Source organism: Pseudooceanicola aestuariicola (assembly GCF_045763785.1).
GTDB lineage: Bacteria > Pseudomonadota > Alphaproteobacteria > Rhodobacterales > Rhodobacteraceae > Pseudooceanicola.
Genome location: NZ_JBJGSF010000005.1, coordinates 14,095 through 34,257 on the forward strand (window position 1 = coordinate 14,095; position 20,163 = coordinate 34,257).

The window sequence follows — 20,163 nt, forward strand, 5'->3', positions numbered from 1 at the left end:
CGCCTCATGACTGACGAAGTTCTAAATGACACCAAAACGGGGTCCGGTTTCACAACCGGGCCCCGCAACGCGCCGCGAAGACCGCCGCAGCGCGTCATTCCAGTTGATCCGGAAACCACCCATGGCAAGGGCTGGCGCCGTCCGCCTGACTTGGGGTTTCTGAACGAAATCGGCGTCTGTCCAATCACCGTGCAGGAATGCACCCGGTTGGCGGCCCACGTCCCGATCCTGTTCCGCAAGACGCGCGACCGGGTCGAGCCGATGGCGGTATTCAGATTGTTCAAATCGCAAAGCCATTCGTTCCTAGGACCGGACAATCGCCTGATCCGCAGCGCGCGACCGCTGGCGTCTGTCGTCTATCCATTCGTCGCCATGCCGGGACCCAACGCAGATAGCCTGCGCCTTGGGTTCGATGCCGAAAGCGGACTGATGATCCCCGAATGGGAAAATGATGCGCAGGCCTTTTTCACGCCCACAGGCGGGCTGGACCCCTTGGTCGAAAAGATTGCCAAATCGATGGTCCAGACGCAGCAACTGCTGGCGCTGGCCCGTATCGCCGCCAAGGCGCTGGACTCTGCCGGGTGCCTGATCCCCGTCCGGGCCGAAGACCAGCCAATGCGCACCGCAGCCTTCTGGTCCATCCACCGCCCGACCCTTGACGCTCTGCCCGCCGAAAAGCTGGCCGATTTGCATCACAAGGGGGCTTTGGCACTGGCCTATTCGCAGCTAACCTCTCTTGAAGCCTTGCGGGTGGTAATGACCGGGGGTATCGGAAAGGCTGGTCAGCCTGCCACGCCGGCCACATCGCAATCCAGTGGGGAGGATGCTGAGATGGAGGGGTTCCTCGCCGTGCTTGCGCAGGATTTGGTGGAGGATGGTTTCGATGACCTCTAGCCCCCACCGTTCAATCAGCCGCGCCGCTTTCCGCCTGCCCCTGCTGTCTGCGCTGGCCCTTGCGGGCTGCACCGACATGCCCTCCTTTGGCGCGAAAACCGCGCCCGCGACACCCTTGGCGGCCGACACCACGGCGACCTCTGGCCCGGCGATCCGCACCCCGGTGCCCGCCCCCGCCTCGGCCCGTCTGTCCGGCAACATCTCCTCCACAAGCTTCGGGTCCGAAGTACGTGCGGCCATGCTCGCCTCTCCGGTCACGCTGTCCAACGCGGCGACCGTGCGCAGCGCGCGGGCGTTGGTGGATGCGGAACGCGGGGCGTATATGCCTCAGGTCGTCTTTGAAACGGATGTGACGACCTCGGGTACCACGCCGGAACTGGCCCTGACGCAGCTTGTCTATGACGGCGGCGCGACCAAGGCGCGGGTCAAGGCCGCCACCGTCCAAGCCTATCAGAACCGCGAAGATCAGGTCGCCGCGTTGGCGTCGGAAACCCTGCGCGCTGTCGAGGCCGCGATCACGCTGGAACGCGCGCGCCGCTTCGCCTCTGTCGCGCGGTCGAATGAAGCACAACTGTCGCGTCTGCGGTCCATCGTGCGCGACCGTGTGGATGCGGGCGCAGGCTCCACCGCGGACCTGTTGGCCGCCGAAAGCCGCCTGACCCGCGCGCAATCCGACACGCTAGAGGCAGACGCCGCGCTGAAACAGGCCATCGGGAATTATACCGAGGTCTTCGGCAAGCCGCCCGCCAGCACGCCGGACGTGCCCGACGCCCCTGCCCTGAAATCCACCGATATCCAGACGATCATCGCGGCCTCGCCCCGGATGACATCGCTGCGGCTGGCGCGGGAAAAGGTGGATCACGAAATCGCCGCGCTGACGGCCGATGGTTTTCCCCGCCTGTCGGTGCGCGCAGCCAGCGGTCTGGGCCAGCGGCCCGGCAATCAGCGCGATCTGCAGGCCGGTCTGAACGTCACCGTCCCGATTGCCACCGGCGGTCAGCGCAAGGCGCGCATCGCCTCGGCCCAGGAACGCGCTGTGGCACTTGAGGCCGATCAGGAACGCCTGCGCCGCGCCTTGGTGCGTGGTCTGAGCGAAGCACAGAACGAAATCTCCAGCCGTCGCACCCGTCTGGCCAATGCCCGCCGCGCCGTGAACACCGCGGATCAGGCGCTGGCCTCGGCGCAGGATCAGTTCTCGATCGGGCGGGCCACGGTCACCACCCTCTTGGACAGTCAGCGCGACGTGGCCGAAGCCCAACGCAACCTGGCTGAGATCGAGGCCGCGACCAAGCTGGACGGATATGCCCTTCTGGGGCTGACCGGGGACATCCTTGACGCCTTCGGCATTCCCAACCCGCGCACGTCGATCATCCTGCCGGACGTGGCCCGGTGAACGACCTTAGCGGCCAGACGACCAGCGCGGCTCAGGGCCTAGAAACGGCCCTGATGGACCTAAGCGACCGTCTGGGCCGCCCAATCAACCGCGTCGGGCTTTATGCGGTCTTCTCAGGCTCTAATCGGGCTTACGAGGTCACGGATGCAGTGCGCGCGGCGGAACACGCGGGCTTTACCGCCCAGTTCGGCGCGCTGAAGCTGGGTGATCTGTCAGAACCCCTGCTGCCGCTGATGGCGATCACCGAAAGCGGATCGGCCCTGAACATCATCGGCAAGGATGCCAAGGGGTACGAGGTTTTCGACCCCGCCACCCAATCCACCCGCACCCTGACGCAGGCCGAACTGGCCCCACTATGGTCCGGGCATGTGCTGCGCCTGTCCATCGAACACGGCACGCAAGAGCAGCCCGCCGCGCGCCGTCACTGGTTCTGGGGCACGCTGGCAGAACACAAATGGTCCTATATTCAGGTGCTTGTGGCCGCTGCCGTGTCCAACATCCTTGGCCTTGGCACATCGCTGTTCACCATGGTCGTCTATGATCGCGTCCTGCCGAACGAAGCCATCGAAAGCCTGATCGCCCTGACCATCGGCGTCGCCATCGCGCTTGGGTTCGACCTGATGATCCGCACCCTGCGCGCGCGCTTCATCAACTCTGCCGGGCAGACGGCGGACCGCAAGATGGCACAGCGGATCTTCGATCAGATCCTCGGGCTGCGGCAAAAGGCGGGCGTCAGCACTGGCGCGCTTTCGTCATCTCTGCGCGAATTCGAGACGCTGCGGGATTTCTTCACCTCGGCCACCGTGATCGCCATGGTCGATCTGCCGTTCATCTTCCTCTATATCTTCGTGATCTGGCTGATCGGCGGGCCTTTGGCCTTGGTTGCGGGCGCGGCCGTGCCGATTGTGATCCTGATCTCTCTGGCCGTGCAGCCGATCCTGAAACGCATGGCGGATGCGGCCAAGGAAGACGGCCAATCCAAACAATCCGTGCTGGTGGAATCCATCGGCGGGCTGTCTACGATCAAGGTCACAGGCGCCGCACCATGGCTGCGCGCCCGCTGGGACGAAGCCGTGGGGCTGCAGGCCGATCACGCCGGAAGATCCCGCGATGTCAGTCAGGTGGCGCTGAACGTCACCTCTTTTGTCCAGCAATCCGCGCAGGTGCTGATCGTGTTTTTCGGTGTCTTCCTGATCCGCGAAGGCGTCACGTCCATGGGGGCGCTGATCGCCTGTGTGATCCTGACGGGCCGGACCCTTGGCCCCTTGGCGCAGATCGCGCAGGTGCTGACCCGGATCAATCAGGCCGCCACCGCCTATCGCACCATCGACACGCTGATGAGCGCGGAAATCGACCGCCCAACCGACCGCCGCTGGCTGTCGCGCAATCAGGTCCGCGGCGACATCACCTTTGACAACGTGGTCTTTGGCTACGACGGCCCTGCCGGTCCGGTGCTGAACGGGGCCAGCTTTCAGATACAGGCGGGCGAAAAGGTCGCCGTTCTGGGCCCTGTCGGGTCCGGCAAAAGCACCTTGGCGCAGCTGGCGCTTGGGCTGTATTCGCCCGACGAAGGCCGCGTGCTGATCGACGGCGTGGACCTACGCGCCATCGACCCCGGCGACCTGCGCCGCAACATGGGTGCGCAACTGCAGGACACGTGGCTGTTTTCTGGCACGGTCAAGGAAAACATCGCCGCGGGGGCCATCGCCCTAAGCGACGAACACCTGCTGCAAAAGGCCCGGATCGCCGCCGTGGATGATTTCGTCCGACTGCACCCGCATGGCTATGATATGCGCATGGGCGAACGGGGTCAGGGCCTCTCGGGCGGGCAGCGGCAATGTATCTCTCTGGCGCGCGCGCTGATTGGCGATCCGCCCATTCTGGTGCTGGACGAACCCACCGCCAACATGGACGTGCAGACCGAAGACCGCGTGATCAAGGCGCTAAAACGCGAGGTCGCGGACCGCACGCTGATGGTGGTGACACACCGCACATCTCTTCTGGCTCTGGTGGACCGGGTGATCGTGGTGGAACAGGGCAAGGTCAGCTTTGACGGGCCCAAGGCAGACCTGTTGCGAAAGCTGAAAGAACAACAGGCCAAGGCATGAGCGGACCGGATTTCAAAGCCATATCGAGAGAGCTGAACGGCAAACCGCCGATCTCGGCCTCTTTGTTGCTGGTGGTGATCATGATCCTGCTGGGCACGCTGCTGGCCTGGGCCTCGGTCACCGAAATCGATGACGTGACCCGCGCGCAGGCCCGCGTGGTACCCTCAGAAGAACTGCAGGTCGTCCAAGCGGCGGAAACCGGCCAAGTCGTTGAAATCCTTGTCACCGAAGGCGAAACCGTCACCGCAGGCGATCCTTTGCTGCGGCTGGACCCCACCCTGCTGCGCGCGCAGTTCGACGAGGCGCGCGAACAGGCACAGGCCCTGCGCATCCGGATCACCCGGCTGGAGGCAGAGCTGGAGGGCGAGACGCCGGAATACGACGCCGATCTGGCCGAGGCCGCGCCGCGCATGGTGGCTGTCGAACGTGCCGTGCATCTGGGTAACGTCGCGCGTCTGAATGACGAATTGGCCCTGATCGAAAGCCAGCGCCGCATCCTGTCCAAGGAACGCGACCGCGCAGATCGAGAGGCCGAATTGGCCCAGACCAGCCGGGGTCTTGTCGGGGAAGAAGTCGCCCTGATCGCGCCACTGGTCGAGCGCAAGATCGAACCCGAAACAACCCTGATCGCCCTGCGCCGCGAAGCCGCGCGGCTGGACGGTCAACTGGCCATCGCACTGGCCGACAAAGGCCGCATCGACAGCCAAGAGGCGGATCTGGTGGAACAAGAAGCTGCCCTCCGCTCTCGATTCCGGGCCGACGCGTTGGAACAGCTGTCACAAGCGGTGACCGAACTGTCGGCGCTGGAACAACGCCTGCCCGCGCTTGAAGCCCGCGCCGGCCGGGCCGAACTGAAGGCCCCCGTCGGCGGCGTGGTAAACCAAGTTCTGGTCGCCACCTTGGGCGGAGTCGTGCAGCAAGGTCAGACACTTGTGGAAATCGTACCCGTCGGGTCAACCAAGCGGGTCGAAGCCTACGTTGCCCCGCAGGACATCGCCTTTCTGCGTCCCGACCAGCCCGTCAAGGTCCGCCTGACGGCCTATGACGCGTCGCGCTATGGGGCGCTGGATGGCCACATCACCCGCATCGGGGCCGACGCCGTCACCGCCCCTGACGGAGAGTCGCGGGTTTTCGTCGTCGCCATCGAATACGAAGGCGAACTGACCGACGCCGATGGCGAACCGCTGGACGTCATCCCCGGCATGGTGGCCGAGGTGGATATTCTGTCGGAAAAGAAGACGGTGCTAAGCTACCTGACCCGCCCCGTGGTCCGGGTAAAAGATCGCGCGTTCAGGGATTAATCTTCCGTTTCAGCACCTTACGGCTGAAGGATCGCACTGTGCGCTGCCCCCACATACCAACGGTATCAGGCATCACAGCGGATATTTCCAAGCGTGCAAATCACCGAAAACCGGGGGAATGGTGGGTGATAAGAGATTTGAACTCCTGACATCTTCGATGTGAACGAAGCGCTCTACCACTGAGCTAATCACCCTCAGGCACGCTCTTTAGCCCTGATTTTTGTCCTTCGCAACCCCGACCGTGCGGGGAATCGCTGGCGATGTCTCTTCTGCCGGGCCGCTTGTCGTGGGTCGGGCATCCTGTCGCACACGCACCTCGATCACGCGGCGGCCATCCTTGGGTTTGACCTGCTTGACCTTCAGCTTACCCAGCCCCGGAAGCGTCACGCCGCGTTCCTCGGCCAGCGCCTCTCCGATATCGCGCAGGGCCAGTTCCAGCACCTCGCGGACCTCGGACCGGCGCAGACCGCTTTTGTCGGCCACCTGCCCCAGCAAATCCCGCATCTTGAGGTCATTGCCCTGCGCCCCCCCATCATCTGCCGTCGTAGGCGCGATTACAGGGGACAGAGCGGCGGCGGTGCGTGCGGCGTTTTTGGCCGCGATCTTCGCGCCAGAGGCAGGTGCCCCCGGCTTGGGAATCGATGTCTTTTTCGTCATCACATGCTCTCTTTCCTCACTCGAACCATACACCTCGGGCGGTGCCACGTCCAATCTGACAGCAGCCCAAACCTGATATTCAGGACGAACCAGTCTGAAGCTTTGCTGCAGCAACAGACCCTAAATCATTGACCATAAGCGCTATTCCCTTAATGATCGGTTCCGGTTGCACAGCTGCCAGTCCCGGCAGGACAGAACGTCCTGCCCAGTAACCAGGAGAACCGTGATGAAGAAACTGACCCTCGCCCTATTTGCCGCCGCCCTGATGACGACCTCGGCCCAGGCCGGATCCTACGCCGATCCGGTGATCGAAGCGCCCGTTATCGTCGAAGACACCACCTCGTCCTCCAGCGGCGAATTGCTGGTGCTGTACCTCGCCTCTTTGGTCGTGATCGCGGCGATGCAATAAGCCCGCCGAGACACCCCCACATAATAAAACGCCCCGAACCATCAGGCCGGGGCGTTTTTTGTTCAGTCAGCGCGTAATCAGTGCGCGGTAGAGCTCGTCTCGGACCCGCCGGGCATCTGCGTGGCGCGGGCGATGGCGGCATCTGCTGCGGCCTCTTCGTCCCACTCCACGGCCTCTGGCGTGCCTGTCAGGGCCAGCTTCAGCACATCACGCACGTGGGTGACCGGGATAATCTCCAGCCCCTCTTTCACGTTGTCCGGGATATCCGCGAGGTCTTTTTCATTCTCCTCGGGGATCAGAACGGTTTTGATACCGCCCCGCAGCGCCGCCAGCAGCTTTTCTTTCAAGCCGCCGATGGCCGATGCGTTCCCGCGCAGCGTCACCTCACCCGTCATGGCAATATCCTTGCGCACGGGGATTTGGGTCAGCACAGACACGATCGCCGTCACCATGGCCAGACCAGCCGACGGACCATCCTTGGGCGTCGCCCCATCGGGCACGTGGACGTGGATGTCCATCGTGTCGAACCGCGGTGGCTTCACCCCGATTTCAGGCGCGATGGATCGGACGTAAGAGCTTGCCGCGTCGATGGATTCTTTCATCACATCGCCCAGCTTACCCGTCGTCTTCATCCGGCCCTTACCGGGCAGGCGCAGCGCCTCGATCTGAAGCAGGTCTCCCCCGACTGACGTATAGGCCAGCCCGGTGACGACACCGATCTGATCCTCTTTTTCGGCCAGCCCATAGCGGAATTTCTTCACGCCGAGGTAATCGTCAAGGTTGTCTGCGGTCACCGACACGGCCTCGACCTCGCCTTTGATGATCTTGGTCACGGCTTTACGGGCGATTTTGCCCAGCTCGCGCTCAAGGTTCCGCACCCCGGCTTCGCGGGTATAGCGGCGCACCATCTCGGTCATGGCCTCGTCGTCGATCTCGAACTCCCCCTTGCGCAGCCCATGGTTCTTGATCTGCTTGGGCAGCAGGTGACGCCGTGCGATTTCGACCTTTTCCTCTTCGGTGTACCCCGCCAGCGGAATGATCTCCATCCGGTCCAAAAGCGGCCCCGGCATGTTGTAAGAGTTCGCTGTGGTCAGGAACATCACGTTGGACAGATCGTATTCGACCTCAAGGTAGTGATCGACGAACGTGCCGTTCTGTTCCGGATCAAGCACCTCCAGCATGGCCGACGCCGGATCACCCCGGAAGTCCTGCCCCATCTTGTCGATTTCATCCAGCAGGATCAGCGGGTTGGTCGTCTTGGCCTTTTTCAGCGCCTGAATGATCTTACCCGGCATGGACCCGATATAGGTCCGGCGGTGACCACGGATTTCGCTCTCGTCACGCACCCCACCCAGAGAGATCCGGATGAACTCACGCCCCGTCGCCTTGGCCACGGATTTACCCAGAGAGGTCTTACCAACACCCGGAGGGCCAACAAGGCACATGATCGGGCCTTTCAGCTTCTTCGAACGCTGCTGTACCGCCAGATATTCGACGATCCGTTCCTTGACCTTTTCCAGCCCATAGTGATCCGCATCCAGCACCTCTTCGGCGCCGTGCAGGTTCTTTTTCACGCGGGATTTCACGCCCCACGGGATCGACAGCATCCAGTCCAGGTAGTTGCGCACCACCGTGGCTTCGGCCGACATCGGGCTCATGTTCTTCAGCTTCTTCAGCTCGCCCTCGGCCTTTTCCTTGGCCTCTTTGGACAGCTTGGTCTCAGCGATCCGCTGTTCCAGCTCGGCAATCTCGCCTTCGCCGTCCTCGCCATCGCCCAGCTCCTTCTGAATGGCCTTCATCTGCTCATTCAGATAGTACTCGCGCTGCGTCCGCTCCATCTGGGATTTCACGCGCGTCTTGATCTTCTTCTCGACCTGCAGCACGGACAATTCGCCCTGCATCAGGCCATAGACCTTCTCAAGCCGCTCGCTCACGCTCAGCGTCTCCAGAAGCTCCTGCTTCTGGTCCACTTCGATCCCCAGATGCCCGGCCACAAGGTCGGTCAGCTTGGCCGGTTCCATCGTCTGGGACACGGCGGCCAACGCTTCTTCGGGGATGTTCTTCTTGACCTTGGCGTAGCGCTCGAACTCTTCCGAAACCGACCGCAGCAGCGCCTCGATCGTTTCTTCGTCGCCCATGACCTCGTTCAGATACTCGGCCTTGGCTTCAAAAAAATTCGGGTTGTCGATGAATTCCAGAATCTGCACGCGGTTCGTGCCTTCAACCAGCACTTTGACCGTGCCGTCGGGCAGTTTCAGCAGTTGCAGTACATTCGCCAGCACGCCCGCATCAAAGATGCCGTCGGTCTGGGGATCATCTTCGGCGGGGTCGATCTGGCTCGACAGCAGGATCTGCTTGTCTTCGGCCATGACCTCTTCGAGCGCCTTGATGGATTTCTCACGTCCGACAAACAGCGGCACAACCATATGAGGGAACACGACAATGTCGCGCAGCGGCAGCACTGGATAGGACGGGTTGAGAGGCTCTTGCATGCTCATTCCTTATCTTGGGCAAAACCCCCGGCCCCATGATGGCAGCGCGCGGGCTTTCCGTTAACGTATGCTGAATCTGGGGTGCCTGTTCTCGGATTCAACCACTCCTAGTCAGTCTGCCCGCGCGTTTACGTGAAGCCAAGGCCGATATCGTGTGGTTTTAGCGAAAACAGTGCACAATTCTGTGGATGGTTAAGCAGCGCGCACTCCGAAAGGATAGGCCCGCCACCCAAACTCCCCCAAAGAAAAGGGGCGGACCGCATCACGCGCCCCGCCCCTTCATCTTTCCAAAAATACTCGCGCCGCAGGCAGGCCGCGCCAGCGGCCTTCCCCAGGCTCACGATTACTTCAGCGCTTCGTCCGTGATCTCGGACGTCCATGCACCTTCCGGCTGCTGGGTGATCACCGGGTCAGAGCCACCGGCCAGCAGGGTATCCACCGTTCGCTGGAAATCCGCCTCGTCCAGCGCACCGTTCGAACCCGCGGTCAGCTTGGCGATCTCACCCATCATACGCTTCTGGTGGGCTTCGGTCTGGGCACCGGTTTCGTCATATTCCAGAACGATCTCGGCGGCTTCTTCCGGGTTTTCCTCGGCGTATTTCCAGCCCTTCATGGAGGCACGAACGAACTTGACCATCTTCTCTTTGAAGGCCGGGTCTTCCAGGTTCTCTTCCAGAACATAGATACCGTCTTCCAGCGTGGCCACGCCCATGTCTTCGTACTTGAAGGTCACCAGCTCGTCTTCGCTGACACCCGCATCCAGAACCTGACCGTATTCGTTATAGGTCATGGTGCTGATGCAATCCGCCTGACGCTGGATCAGCGGATCGACGTTAAAGCCCTGCTTCAGAACCGTCACGCCATCCTCACCCCCATCGGTGGAAATGCCTTCTTGGGACATCCACGACAGGAACGGGTATTCGTTGCCGAAGAACCAGACGCCGATGGTCTTGCCCTTAAAGTCCTGCGGACCCTCGATGCCGGTGTCCTTCCAGCAGGTCAGCATCAGGCCGGAGGATTTGAACGGCTGCGCGATGTTCACCACCGGCAGACCCTTTTCGCGTGCGGCCAGCGCCGACGGCATCCAGTTCAGCATGGCATCCGCGCCACCACCGGCGAGAACCTGCGGCGGTGCGATGTCGGGGCCGCCGGGCAGAACTTCGACGTCCAGCCCTTCTTCCTCGTAGAACCCTTTTTCAAGCGCCACGTAATAGCCCGCGAACTGGGCCTGCGTGACCCATTGCAGCTGCAGCTTGACGGAATTGTCGGCATGGCTTGCGGCCATGGCCGGGGTGGACAGCGCCAGCGCAAGCGCGGTGGCGGCTCCGGTCAGAAATGTTTTCATTGTTTAGCTCCCTGTTTTTACCCTCAGTGCGAGGGGTGCTTTTACCCTCGTTGCGAGGGGTGCCAGAACGTGACCTTGCGTTCGATGAAGGCCACGACACCGTAAAAGGCAGACCCGGCGATGGCGGCTACGACGATTTCCGCCCAGACCATATCCAGCGCCAGCTGTCCCACGGATGTTGATATGCGAAAGCCCATCCCGACAATCGGAGAGCCGAAGAATTCGGCCACGATTGCCCCGATCAGGGCCAGCGTTGATGAAATTTTAAGCCCGTTGAAGATGAAAGGCATGGCGGCCGGCAGGCGAAGTTTCCAGAACCCCTGCCAATAGCTTGCCGCCCATGTCTTCATCTGGTCGCGCTGCATGGCGGTCGTTTCCTGCAAGCCCGCGGTGATGTTCACCAGCATCGGGAAAAAGACCATAACGACGACCACGGCGGCCTTGGATTGCCAGTCGAATCCGTACCACATCACCAGAATCGGCGCCGTGCCCACGATCGGCAGCGCAGCGACGAAGGACCCAACAGGCATCAACCCGCGTTTCAGGAAATCGCTGCGATCCACCAGAATGGCCGTTCCGAAAGCCGCCAGACAGCCGATGACATAGCCCGACAGCGCCCCTTTCACGACCGTCTGCACGAAGTCGGCCCAAAGGATCGGGATACTGTCCGCGAACCTTTCCGCAATCATCGTCGGCGGAGGCAGAATGACCAAGGGTATCCCCAGCCCGCGCACGATCAGTTCCCACATCACCAGCAGGGTCAGGCCAAAGATCGCCGGAACGCCTAACTGGGCGGCCCGTGTGTGCGACGCAGGCCCATTGGCGATGCGCACGTTCAGCCACCACGCAGCGGCCCAGAGGAGGAAGGCGAAGATCACCATGAACAGGCTCACCGCAATTCTCCTTCCGTCGCACGACAATGTGTAGGGCAGCGCCGACCCGAGGGGGGCGCAATAGCGCCGCCCATGGGGGCGGGTCGGCGCTGCCCGGCGTAAACGCCGGGCTGAACATCAAAGGTTTGTCGCAAAGAAACGAATAATTGATTGCAGAATGTATTCGAAGTCACCGCCCCACCCCCATCCGTTTCAACGTCACCCGCTCCATCCCAGCGATGATCGCCACCAAAGCCGCCGCCAGAATGGCCGTCGCGAACAAGGCCGACCAAATCTGGATCGTCTGGCCGTAATAGCTGCCCGTCAGCAGCCGCGCACCCAGCCCACGCACCGCGCCCGTCGGCAGTTCGCCAACGATGGCCCCCACCAAAGACGCCGCGATCCCGATCTTGAGAGAGGCAAAGAGATACGGCACGGACGCCGGCATCCGCAGTTTCCAGAACGTCTGGTTTCGCGACGCATTCCACGTGCGCATCTGGTCCAACTGCATGGCCGACGGCGACCGCAACCCTTTCACCATGCCCACGACAACCGGGAAGAACGACAGATACGCGCTGATGATCGATTTTGGCACAAGCCCCTGAAGACCCACGGAATTCAGCACCACGATAATCATCGGCGCGATGGCGAGGATCGGAATGGTCTGGGACGCGATCGCCCAGGGCATCACGCTCATATCCATCGCGCGGCTATGCACGATCCCCACGGCCAGCAACACGCCCGCCACCGACCCGATGGCAAAGCCCAGCAAGGTCGCCGACAGGGTGATCCACCCATGGAAGATCAGCGACCGTTTTGAGGTCACCTTCTTCTCGACCGTGGTCTCCCACAGCTCTACCGCCACCTGATGCGGCGCAGGCAGCCGCGGTTTGTCCTGCACATAGGTGTCGCCCCAGACATGGGTATTGGCCAGTGCCAGACGCACCGCGCCCATATCCCGCCGCACTGCCGCACCCTCTGGCGTCACCTCGACGCCCGCGCGTTCTGCTTGGGTCAGCGCGGTATGGATATTCATCGGCACGCAGGCCGCATACCAAAGCGCCACGATCACTGCGACGACGATCACGACAGGTCCAAGCGTCCTCATCCGCGCCCCCTATTGGCAAACCATTTCTTCGGGTCCTCAGGGTGACGCTTCATGCTGCCCCAATCGATCCAGGCCATGACGCCAAAAATCCCAAAGATCAAAGGCACCGACGCCTGCCACGGCACCGCCTTGCGCGTCAGGTCAGATGGCTCACCATCACCAGTTCCAAAGATCGCCAACGCCGCAACCATGGCCACGGCAATCAGTCCGAAGGCTGGCGCCCAACGTTTCAGCCAAAGGCGGAACAGATCGCTCATCCGCGCCCCCTGACTTCATCTTTCTTCAAATACTCTCGGCCCGCCGCAGACCGCCCGCGCGCGATGAGTATTTCTGGAAAGATGAAGCTGATATCAGTCATACGCATGCCCCGCCCGCAGCCCTTCACGCACCCGGTGCGCGATTTCCAGAAACTCCGGCGTGTCGCGAATATCCAAGGACCGATCCTTGGGCAGAGGGCTGTCGATCACATCCGTGATCCGTCCGGGCCGGGGCGACATGACCACGATCTTGGTCGACAGATAGACCGCCTCGGGGATCGAATGGGTGACGAAGCCAATCGTCTTACCCGTCCGCGCCCAAAGCTTCAGCAGTTCTTCGTTCAGGTGGTCGCGCACGATTTCGTCCAGCGCGCCAAAGGGTTCGTCCATCAGCAGGATGTCGGCGTCAAACGACAGCGCCCGCGCGATCGATGCCCGTTGCTGCATGCCGCCTGACAACTGCCATGGGAACTTGCCGCCAAAGCCCGCCAGATCGACCAGCTCCAACACCTTTTCCACGCGCTTGGCCTGCTCGGACTTGGGAAAGCCCATGATCTCTAGCGGCAGCTTGATATTCCCGGCGATGGTCCGCCACGGATACAGACCCGCCGCCTGAAAGACATAACCATAGGCCCGCGCCAGCCGCGCGTCCTCTGGCGTCATGCCGTTCACGGTCAGATCACCGCCAGTCGGCTGTTCCAACGCCGCGATGCACCGCAAAAACGTCGTCTTGCCACAGCCCGAGGGGCCGATGAAACTGACGAATTCGCCCTTGTTGATATCCAGATCCACGCCCTTCAAAGCATGGACCGGGCCGTCGTTTGTCTGGAACGTCAGGTCCAGACCCTTGGCGGAAATTACTGGTGTGGCAGTCACTTAGATCCCCGCCGGAATGTTCATCGGGTCACGCTGCACGGACCGCGGAGAGTTCAGTTCTTTCCACTTCGACAGCGCCTTGGCCGCCGAGGAGAACGGTTTGCGCGGCACGAAACGCCCACGCCCCGGCTGGGGTTGAGAGTTCTGCCCCCAAGCCCAGATCACCTCGCCCCGGCTCAGAGTATAACGCGGCTGCGCGGTGACCTCGTAGCCCTCGAAGACGTTGTAATCGAGGATCGAGTGGTGGTTCGACGCGCTGATCGTCTTGGTGATCGACGGGTCCCAGACCACCACATCCGCATCAGCCCCGGGCACCAGCGCGCCCTTCTGCGGATACATGTTCAGGATCTTCGCGATATTGGTCGAGGTGACGGCGACAAACTCTTCCGGCGTAAGACGCCCTGTCTCCACCCCACGAGTCCAGAGCACGCCCAGACGTTCTTCCAGACCGTTCGTTCCGTTGGGAATCTTGGTGAAATCGCCAACGCCCATTTTCTTCTGTTCCGACGAGAACGCCGCGTGGTCCGTCGCGACCACCTGCAGCGATCCGGCCTGCAACCCGGCCCAAAGCCCATCCTGATGTTCCTTTCCGCGGAAGGGCGGCGACATCACGCGGCGGGCGGAGTGCAGCCAGTCCTCGCTCAGATACTCATCGTCATCCAGCGTCAGGAACTGTGCCAAAGGCTCCCCATAGACGCGCATCCCCTTCTGACGCGCACGGCGGATCGCCTCATGCGCCTGCTCGCAGGAGACGTGCACGATATACAAAGGCGTACCAGCCGCATCCGCAATCGTGATCGCCCGGTTCGCGGCCTCCCCTTCGAACTCTGGCGGGCGAGAGCGCGCGTGCCACTCTGGCCCGGTCTTGCCCTCGGCCAGAAACTTCTTCTGCATCAGATCGACCAGATCGCCGTTTTCCGCATGCACCATCGGCAGCGCGCCCAGCTCCCGACAGCGCGAGAAGCTGGCGAACATCTCGTCATCCTCGACCATCAGCGCGCCCTTGTAGGCCATGAAATGCTTGAAGCTGTTCACACCCGCATCGACCGCGTCCTTCATCTCGTCAAAGACGTTTTCGTTCCAGCCGGTGATCGCCATGTGATAGCCGATGTCGGAACAGATCTGCGGCGCAGATTTGCGGTGCCATTCCTGAATGGCGTTCTTGATCGATCCATCCTCGCCCGGCAGGCAAAAATCGATCAACATCGTCGTGCCACCACAGGCCGCCGCCCAAGTGCCGGTCTCGAACGTCTCGGCCGCCGTGGTTCCCATGAACGGCATCTCAAGGTGCGTATGGGGGTCGATCCCGCCGGGAATGACGTAAGCCTCGGACGCGTCAATAACCTCGTCGCCTTTCAGGTTCTCGCCAATCTCTGCGATCTTGTCGCCTTCAATCAGCACATCCGCCTTGAACTGACGATCTGCCGTGACGACCGTGCCGCCTTTGATAACCTTGCTCATGAATTCTCTCCCGGCCTTGTCTTCTTCTGGTTTCAAATACCCTCGGGGGTCTGGGGGCAGCGCCCCCAGCCTCGGGTCTTCACTCCACGATCTCCGCCGTCTCGACCACGGCATGGAACAGCACATCCGCCCCCGCCGTCGCCCAATCCTTGGAAATCTCTTCGGCTTCGTTATGGCTTAGCCCGTCCACACAAGGACACATGACCATCGCCGTCGGCGCAACCTGATTGATCCAGCAGGCATCATGCCCCGCGCCGGAAATGATGTCCTGATGCGAATAGCCCAGCCGCTCTGCCGCGTCGCGAAGCGCGGTGACACAGCCCTTGTCAAACTCGACCGGATCAAAGCCGCCGACCTTTTCGAATTCGACGCTCAGGCCCATATCGTTACAGATCGCCTGCCCCTCTTTGCGAAGCCGCGCCTCCATATCCTCGATCACCGACAGTTCGGGCGACCGGAAATCCACCGTAAAGACGACCTTACCGGGGATCACGTTGCGCGAATTGGGATAGACGTCGATATGTCCCGCTGCACCAACAGCATGGGGCGCATGGCTCCACGCGATGTCGTCCACCAGTTGCAGAACCTTGGCCATGCCCAGCCCGGCGTTCTTCCGCATCGGCATCGGCGTGGACCCGGTGTGGCTGTCCTTGCCCGTGATCGTCACCTGCGTCCAGGACAGCCCCTGCCCGTGCGTGACGATGCCGATATCCTTGCCCTCGGCCTCCAGAATGGGGCCCTGTTCGATATGCAACTCAAAGAAGGCATGCATCTTGCGGCTGCCCACGGGCTCCTCGCCCTCCCAGCCGATCCGCTTCAATTCATCGCCGAATTTCAGCCCCTTGGCATCTTCGCGATCCTTGGCCCAATCTTCCGTATGCACACCAGCGAACACGCCAGACGACAGCATCGCGGGCGCATAGCGCGTGCCCTCTTCGTTGGTCCAGTTGGTCACGACGATCGGATGCTTGGTCTTGATGCCAAGGTCGTTCAACGATCGCACGACCTCCAGCCCGCCAAGCACGCCCAAAACTCCATCATACTTGCCGCCCGTCGGCTGCGTATCGAGGTGAGAGCCCACGTAAACCGGCAGTGCCTCGGGGTCCGTGCCGGGCCGCATGGCAAACATGTTGCCCATGGTGTCCAGACCCATCTCGCACCCCGCGGCTTCGCACCACGTCTTGAATAGCTCGCGACCCTCGGCGTCTTCATCAGTCAGCGTCTGGCGGTTGTTGCCACCCGCCACGCCGGGGCCGATCTTGGCCATTTCCATCAGGCTGTCCCACAGCCGGTCGCCATTGATTCGAAGATTTTCGCCGGGTGCCGCCATGATATGCCTCGCGTCTGCCTAGGTTTTGACCAATCGGTCAAACCAACGCTAACAGAGGCCCACCCCTAGTCAAGAAAATCACCAAAAAAGGGATGACAGATCCCCCCCTAACTGACCAAAAATTGGTCAGGGTGGACTTGCCCTCCATTCTGGGAAACATTGATGGCAAAAGCATTTTTCTGAACGAGGCTTACAGGTGAAAGACAATCCCGGCGGGCAGACACGGATTCAGCGAGACAAGATCGCGGCCATTTCCGACGCGGCACTGGATGTCTTTTCGACCCATGGCTTTCGCGGATCGACCGTGGATCAGATCGCGCGCGCGGCGAAACTGTCGAAACCCAACCTTCTGTATTACTTCCCCAGCAAAGAAGCGATCCACACCTATCTGCTGGAAAACCTTATGGATATCTGGCTGGACCCGCTGCGCCAGATGAAGGCCGACGGCGACCCACTGGAAGAAATCCTGACCTACGTCCGCCGCAAACTCGCGATGAGCCGCGACATGCCCCGCGAAAGCCGCCTCTTCGCGAACGAGGTCATTCAGGGCGCGAAACACATGGGTCCGGGGCTCGAGACGGTGCTGAAACCTCTGGTCGACGATCAGGCCCATGTCATTCAGGGCTGGATGGACGATGGCCGCCTGAAACCCGCCGACCCTCACCACCTGATTTTCTCGATCTGGTCGCTGACACAGCATTACGCCGATTTCGACGTGCAGGTCCGCACCGTTCTCGGCGAACGCGGGAAAGACCCCTTCCCCGAGGCCGAGGACTACCTCGTCACGCTCTTTACCCGGATGCTCGCCCCGTAAGGCTTTGCACTTTCGCACACCCGCCCCACCGCACGCGCCCCTTGCTGCGCCAGATGCCGCAGCGTAGATGCGCAAAAAGGGGAGGCGACAGGCGAAAGACCATCATGACCCAAGTCCAAACGCATCCCACCGCGGCCCCGTCAGCCGACACCCCCATCAACGCGCGCGCCGTGCTCTTTGCCTTGGCGCTTGGCGGGTTCGCGATTGGCCTGACAGAGTTCGCCTCCATGGCGCTGTTGCCGGATTTCGCGGCCGATCTGGGCGTGGATGAGGCCCGCGCCGCCGATGCGATCAGCGCCTATGCCCTCGGCGTCGTCGTCGGTGCGCCGATCCTCGCCGTGGCCGCCGCGCGCTGGCGCAAACGACGGCTGCTGATCTGGCTGATGCTGGGGTTTGCCGTGTTCAACCTGCTGTCGGCCATCGCGCCGACCTTCGGGCTTTTCACCGCGTCGCGATTCTTCTCGGGCCTGCCGCACGGCGGTTACCTTGGCGTCGCGGCCTTGGTCGCGGCTTCGGTCGTGCCGCGCAACAAACGCACCTCTGCCGTGGCGCGTGTCTTTCTGGGGCTGACCCTGGCCACCACGATCGGCGTGCCCGCCGCAAGCGTCATAGCGCAATACTTGGGCTGGCGGTCCAGTTTTGTCGCCGTCGGGGCCATGGCCCTGATCACCGCGCTGGCCGTCGCGCGCCTTGCCCCGCGCACCCCCGCCGATCCCAATGCCAACCCGCTGAAAGAACTGGGCGCGTTGAAAAACCGGCAGGTGCTGCTGACGCTTCTGACCGGCGCGATCGGCTTTGGCGGCTTTTTCGCGGTCTACACCTACATCGCCTCGACCGTGCAGACGACGCTTGGCGGGACGGAAACACAGGTGGCCATCATGCTGATGGTCGCGGGCGCAGGCATGACGATCTTCAACCTCGCCATGGCCGCACTGGCCGACCGCGCGATAAATGCCACGGCCTATCTGGCCTTTGGCGGCGGGGCCGTCGTGCTGCTGATCTACCCCACCGCCGTGACCGGGGGGCTATGGACCATGGGCATCGCGGTTCTGATGGTGGCGGTGCTGGGCGGCGTATCGACCGTGTTGCAGACACGGCTGATGAACGTCGCGGGCGATGCCCAGCAATTGGCCGCGGCGCTGCATCATGCGGCCTTCAATATGGCAAACGCGCTTGGCCCCTTCCTTGCGGCCCGGGTCGTGGCGGCGGGCTATGGCTTTCCGGCGTCTGGCTATGTGGGGGCTGGTCTGGCTGCCGCGGGCTTCGCGCTTTATGCGGTGACCCTATGGGATGCGCGGCGGTCAGGGCTGGAATGATGGGGGCTCTGCCCCAAACCCCCGAGGGTATTTGGAACCAGAAGAAGACCTTCATCTTTCCAGAAATACTCTGGGGTGAGGGTCGCAGACCCGAGGGGCAAAGCCCCTCAGATCTTCAATAAACTGGGGCAAAGTCCCTACGGCCGTTTTTATGTGGGGCAAAGCCCCTCCGATCACTCTGCCGCTTTAACGGCGCTCGGATTGTTCGGATGGGTGGTCCAGTTGGCGTAGTCACCCACCGTCTCGCCCGTGCGGGGATCGACCGCACCCTTGTCCATTTCAACCATGGTGATGCAATCATCGACCGGGCAGACGTTGACGCAGAGGTTACAGGCAACACATTCGTCGTCCATCACTTCGAACACCCGATCTTCGGACATGGAAATCGCCTGATGCGAGGTGTCTTCGCAGGCCGCGTAGCAGCGTCCGCACTTGATACAGGCATCCTGATCGATCCGCGCCTTGGTGACGTAGTTCAGGTTCAGGTACTGCCAGTCCGTCACGTTGGGTACGCCCGCGCCGATGAAATCTTCGGTCGAGGTATAGCCCTTTTCGTCCATCCACTGGCTCAGGCCAGAGATCATTTCCTGAACGATCTTAAAGCCATAGGTCATGGCGGCGGTACAGACCTGCACGTTGCCAGCCCCCATCACCATGAATTCAGCCGCATCGCGCCATGTGGTGACGCCACCGATGGCACTGATGGGCAGGCCGTGGGTTTCGGGATCGCGCGCAATCTCGGCCACCATGTTCAGCGCGATGGGTTTCACCGCGGGGCCGCAATAACCGCCATGCGTGCCTTTTCCGTCGATCGTCGGCTCTGGCGCCATCAGGTCAAGGTTGACCGAGGTGATCGAGTTGATCGTGTTGATCAGGCTCACCGCGTCACAATTGCCGGCCTTCGCCGCGCGGGCGGGCTGGCGGATATCGGTGATGTTGGGCGTCAGCTTCACGATCACGGGCTTGGAGTAGTACTTCTTGCACCACTCCGTCACCATTGTGATGTATTCGGGCACCTGCCCCACGGCCGATCCCATGCCGCGTTCGGCCATGCCGTGGGGGCAGCCAAAGTTCAGCTCGATCCCGTCGGCGCCGGTGTCTTCGACCAGTGGCAGGATGGCTTTCCACGCCTCTTCTTCGCAGGGCACCATGATCGACACGATGATCGCCCGATCAGGGTAGTCGGCTTTGACGCGCTTGATCTCTTCCAGGTTGGTGTAAAGGTCGCGGTCGGTGATCAACTCGATATTGTTCAGCCCCAGCAGGCGGCGGTCCGCCCCCCAGATCGCGCCGTAGCGCGGGCCGTTCACGTTGACCACCGGCGGCCCTTCGGAGCCGAGCGTTTTCCAAACCACACCGCCCCAGCCTGCGTCGAAGGCGCGGCGGACGTTGTATTCCTTGTCGGTCGGCGGGGCCGAGGCCAGCCAGAAGGGATTGGGGGACGTGATGCCCAGGAAAGTCGTTGTCAGGTTGGCCATTTTGCTACTCCTGTAATCTTGCGATGATCCGTTGGGTGGGGATGCAACCCAC

General features: G+C 62.0%; 17 protein-coding genes and 1 tRNA gene. 7 read left to right on the forward strand and 11 right to left on the reverse strand.

Annotated elements, in window-relative coordinates; genetic code table 11:
- Positions 1 to 6 precede the first annotated feature (6 nt).
- From ACI3GR_RS15995 to ACI3GR_RS16010, 4 genes are read left to right on the forward strand one after another with little or no spacing between them, the layout of a single operon-like run.
- Positions 7 to 894, forward strand: coding sequence for a SapC family protein (locus tag ACI3GR_RS15995; RefSeq protein WP_407495988.1), 888 nt, complete (start codon positions 7 to 9; stop codon positions 892 to 894).
- Positions 884 to 2,287, forward strand: a complete 1,404-nt coding sequence (locus ACI3GR_RS16000; protein WP_407495989.1) for a TolC family protein — start codon at positions 884 to 886, stop codon at positions 2,285 to 2,287. The genes ACI3GR_RS15995 and ACI3GR_RS16000 overlap by 11 nt, the downstream gene beginning before the upstream one ends.
- Entirely contained in the window at positions 2,284 to 4,395 is a 2,112-nt protein-coding gene (locus tag ACI3GR_RS16005) for a type I secretion system permease/ATPase (protein WP_407495991.1), read from the forward strand. The genes ACI3GR_RS16000 and ACI3GR_RS16005 overlap by 4 nt, the downstream gene beginning before the upstream one ends.
- Positions 4,392 to 5,696, forward strand: a complete 1,305-nt coding sequence (locus ACI3GR_RS16010) for an HlyD family type I secretion periplasmic adaptor subunit (protein WP_407495993.1) — start codon at positions 4,392 to 4,394, stop codon at positions 5,694 to 5,696. Before ACI3GR_RS16005 ends, ACI3GR_RS16010 begins: the two co-directional genes overlap by 4 nt.
- Positions 5,697 to 5,815: 119 nt before the next feature.
- Here ACI3GR_RS16010 and ACI3GR_RS16015 read toward each other — a convergent pair.
- Together ACI3GR_RS16015 and ACI3GR_RS16020 are read right to left on the reverse strand one after the other, a co-directional pair.
- A tRNA-Val gene (locus ACI3GR_RS16015) sits at positions 5,816 to 5,890 on the reverse strand.
- Positions 5,891 to 5,903: 13 nt separating this feature from the next.
- Positions 5,904 to 6,353 (reverse strand): HU family DNA-binding protein, encoded by a 450-nt coding sequence (locus tag ACI3GR_RS16020; RefSeq protein ID WP_407495995.1) that lies wholly within the window; start codon positions 6,351 to 6,353, stop codon positions 5,904 to 5,906.
- A 226-nt stretch (positions 6,354 to 6,579) separates the two neighbouring features.
- On the opposite strand from ACI3GR_RS16020, the gene ACI3GR_RS16025 reads away from it, so the two are divergent.
- The gene (locus ACI3GR_RS16025; RefSeq protein WP_407495996.1) at positions 6,580 to 6,762 is read left to right on the forward strand and encodes a hypothetical protein; all 183 of its coding nucleotides are present in this window, start codon (positions 6,580 to 6,582) and stop codon (positions 6,760 to 6,762) included.
- A 77-nt stretch (positions 6,763 to 6,839) separates the two neighbouring features.
- On the opposite strand, the gene lon is transcribed toward ACI3GR_RS16025, so the two are convergent.
- The 8 genes from lon to ACI3GR_RS16065 all read right to left on the reverse strand — a co-directional run bounded on the left by lon (position 6,840) and on the right by ACI3GR_RS16065 (position 16,503).
- Positions 6,840 to 9,254 (reverse strand): endopeptidase La, encoded by a 2,415-nt coding sequence (gene lon / locus ACI3GR_RS16030; RefSeq protein ID WP_407495998.1) that lies wholly within the window; start codon positions 9,252 to 9,254, stop codon positions 6,840 to 6,842.
- Between the two features lie 343 nt (positions 9,255 to 9,597).
- Positions 9,598 to 10,599 (reverse strand): ABC transporter substrate-binding protein, encoded by a 1,002-nt coding sequence (locus ACI3GR_RS16035; RefSeq protein WP_407495999.1) that lies wholly within the window; start codon positions 10,597 to 10,599, stop codon positions 9,598 to 9,600.
- 41 nt (positions 10,600 to 10,640) lie between these two features.
- Complete coding sequence (locus tag ACI3GR_RS16040) at positions 10,641 to 11,486, reverse strand: ABC transporter permease (protein WP_407496246.1); 846 nt, start codon at positions 11,484 to 11,486, stop codon at positions 10,641 to 10,643.
- 175 nt (positions 11,487 to 11,661) lie between these two features.
- Positions 11,662 to 12,579, reverse strand: coding sequence for an ABC transporter permease (locus ACI3GR_RS16045; RefSeq protein WP_407496001.1), 918 nt, complete (start codon positions 12,577 to 12,579; stop codon positions 11,662 to 11,664).
- Entirely contained in the window at positions 12,576 to 12,836 is a 261-nt protein-coding gene (locus tag ACI3GR_RS16050) for a hypothetical protein (RefSeq protein ID WP_407496002.1), read from the reverse strand. Before ACI3GR_RS16050 ends, ACI3GR_RS16045 begins: the two co-directional genes overlap by 4 nt.
- A 93-nt stretch (positions 12,837 to 12,929) precedes the next feature.
- A complete protein-coding gene (locus ACI3GR_RS16055; RefSeq protein WP_407496004.1) occupies positions 12,930 to 13,712 on the reverse strand; it encodes an ABC transporter ATP-binding protein in 783 nt (260 codons plus the stop codon).
- The gene (gene hydA, locus ACI3GR_RS16060; RefSeq protein ID WP_407496005.1) at positions 13,713 to 15,173 is read right to left on the reverse strand and encodes a dihydropyrimidinase; all 1,461 of its coding nucleotides are present in this window, start codon (positions 15,171 to 15,173) and stop codon (positions 13,713 to 13,715) included.
- A gap of 79 nt (positions 15,174 to 15,252) precedes the next feature.
- Positions 15,253 to 16,503 (reverse strand): Zn-dependent hydrolase, encoded by a 1,251-nt coding sequence (locus ACI3GR_RS16065; protein ID WP_407496007.1) that lies wholly within the window; start codon positions 16,501 to 16,503, stop codon positions 15,253 to 15,255.
- A gap of 196 nt (positions 16,504 to 16,699) precedes the next feature.
- Between ACI3GR_RS16065 and ACI3GR_RS16070 the strand changes: the two genes are divergently transcribed.
- Positions 16,700 to 17,317, forward strand: a complete 618-nt coding sequence (locus ACI3GR_RS16070) for a TetR family transcriptional regulator C-terminal domain-containing protein (RefSeq protein ID WP_407496009.1) — start codon at positions 16,700 to 16,702, stop codon at positions 17,315 to 17,317.
- 104 nt (positions 17,318 to 17,421) lie between these two features.
- Entirely contained in the window at positions 17,422 to 18,633 is a 1,212-nt protein-coding gene (locus ACI3GR_RS16075) for an MFS transporter (RefSeq protein WP_407496010.1), read from the forward strand.
- Positions 18,634 to 18,806: 173 nt separating this feature from the next.
- On the opposite strand, the gene preA is transcribed toward ACI3GR_RS16075, so the two are convergent.
- Complete coding sequence (gene preA / locus ACI3GR_RS16080) at positions 18,807 to 20,111, reverse strand: NAD-dependent dihydropyrimidine dehydrogenase subunit PreA (RefSeq protein ID WP_407496012.1); 1,305 nt, start codon at positions 20,109 to 20,111, stop codon at positions 18,807 to 18,809.
- Positions 20,112 to 20,163: the final 52 nt, after the last annotated feature.

What these genes read in the sequence shown, in the direction of transcription:
- ACI3GR_RS15995 (WP_407495988.1), top strand. Translation starts at nt 7, where the DNA reads ATGACTGACGAAGTTCTAAATGACACCAAAACGGGGTCCGGTTTCACA.
- ACI3GR_RS16000 (WP_407495989.1), top strand. Translation starts at nt 884, where the DNA reads ATGACCTCTAGCCCCCACCGTTCAATCAGCCGCGCCGCTTTCCGCCTG.
- ACI3GR_RS16010 (WP_407495993.1), top strand. Translation starts at nt 4,392, where the DNA reads ATGAGCGGACCGGATTTCAAAGCCATATCGAGAGAGCTGAACGGCAAA.
- ACI3GR_RS16020 (WP_407495995.1), bottom strand. Translation starts at nt 6,353, where the DNA reads ATGACGAAAAAGACATCGATTCCCAAGCCGGGGGCACCTGCCTCTGGC.
- ACI3GR_RS16025 (WP_407495996.1), top strand. Translation starts at nt 6,580, where the DNA reads ATGAAGAAACTGACCCTCGCCCTATTTGCCGCCGCCCTGATGACGACC.
- lon (WP_407495998.1), bottom strand. Translation starts at nt 9,254, where the DNA reads ATGCAAGAGCCTCTCAACCCGTCCTATCCAGTGCTGCCGCTGCGCGAC.
- ACI3GR_RS16035 (WP_407495999.1), bottom strand. Translation starts at nt 10,599, where the DNA reads ATGAAAACATTTCTGACCGGAGCCGCCACCGCGCTTGCGCTGGCGCTG.
- ACI3GR_RS16045 (WP_407496001.1), bottom strand. Translation starts at nt 12,579, where the DNA reads ATGAGGACGCTTGGACCTGTCGTGATCGTCGTCGCAGTGATCGTGGCG.
- ACI3GR_RS16050 (WP_407496002.1), bottom strand. Translation starts at nt 12,836, where the DNA reads ATGAGCGATCTGTTCCGCCTTTGGCTGAAACGTTGGGCGCCAGCCTTC.
- hydA (WP_407496005.1), bottom strand. Translation starts at nt 15,173, where the DNA reads ATGAGCAAGGTTATCAAAGGCGGCACGGTCGTCACGGCAGATCGTCAG.
- ACI3GR_RS16065 (WP_407496007.1), bottom strand. Translation starts at nt 16,503, where the DNA reads ATGGCGGCACCCGGCGAAAATCTTCGAATCAATGGCGACCGGCTGTGG.
- ACI3GR_RS16075 (WP_407496010.1), top strand. Translation starts at nt 17,422, where the DNA reads ATGACCCAAGTCCAAACGCATCCCACCGCGGCCCCGTCAGCCGACACC.
- preA (WP_407496012.1), bottom strand. Translation starts at nt 20,111, where the DNA reads ATGGCCAACCTGACAACGACTTTCCTGGGCATCACGTCCCCCAATCCC.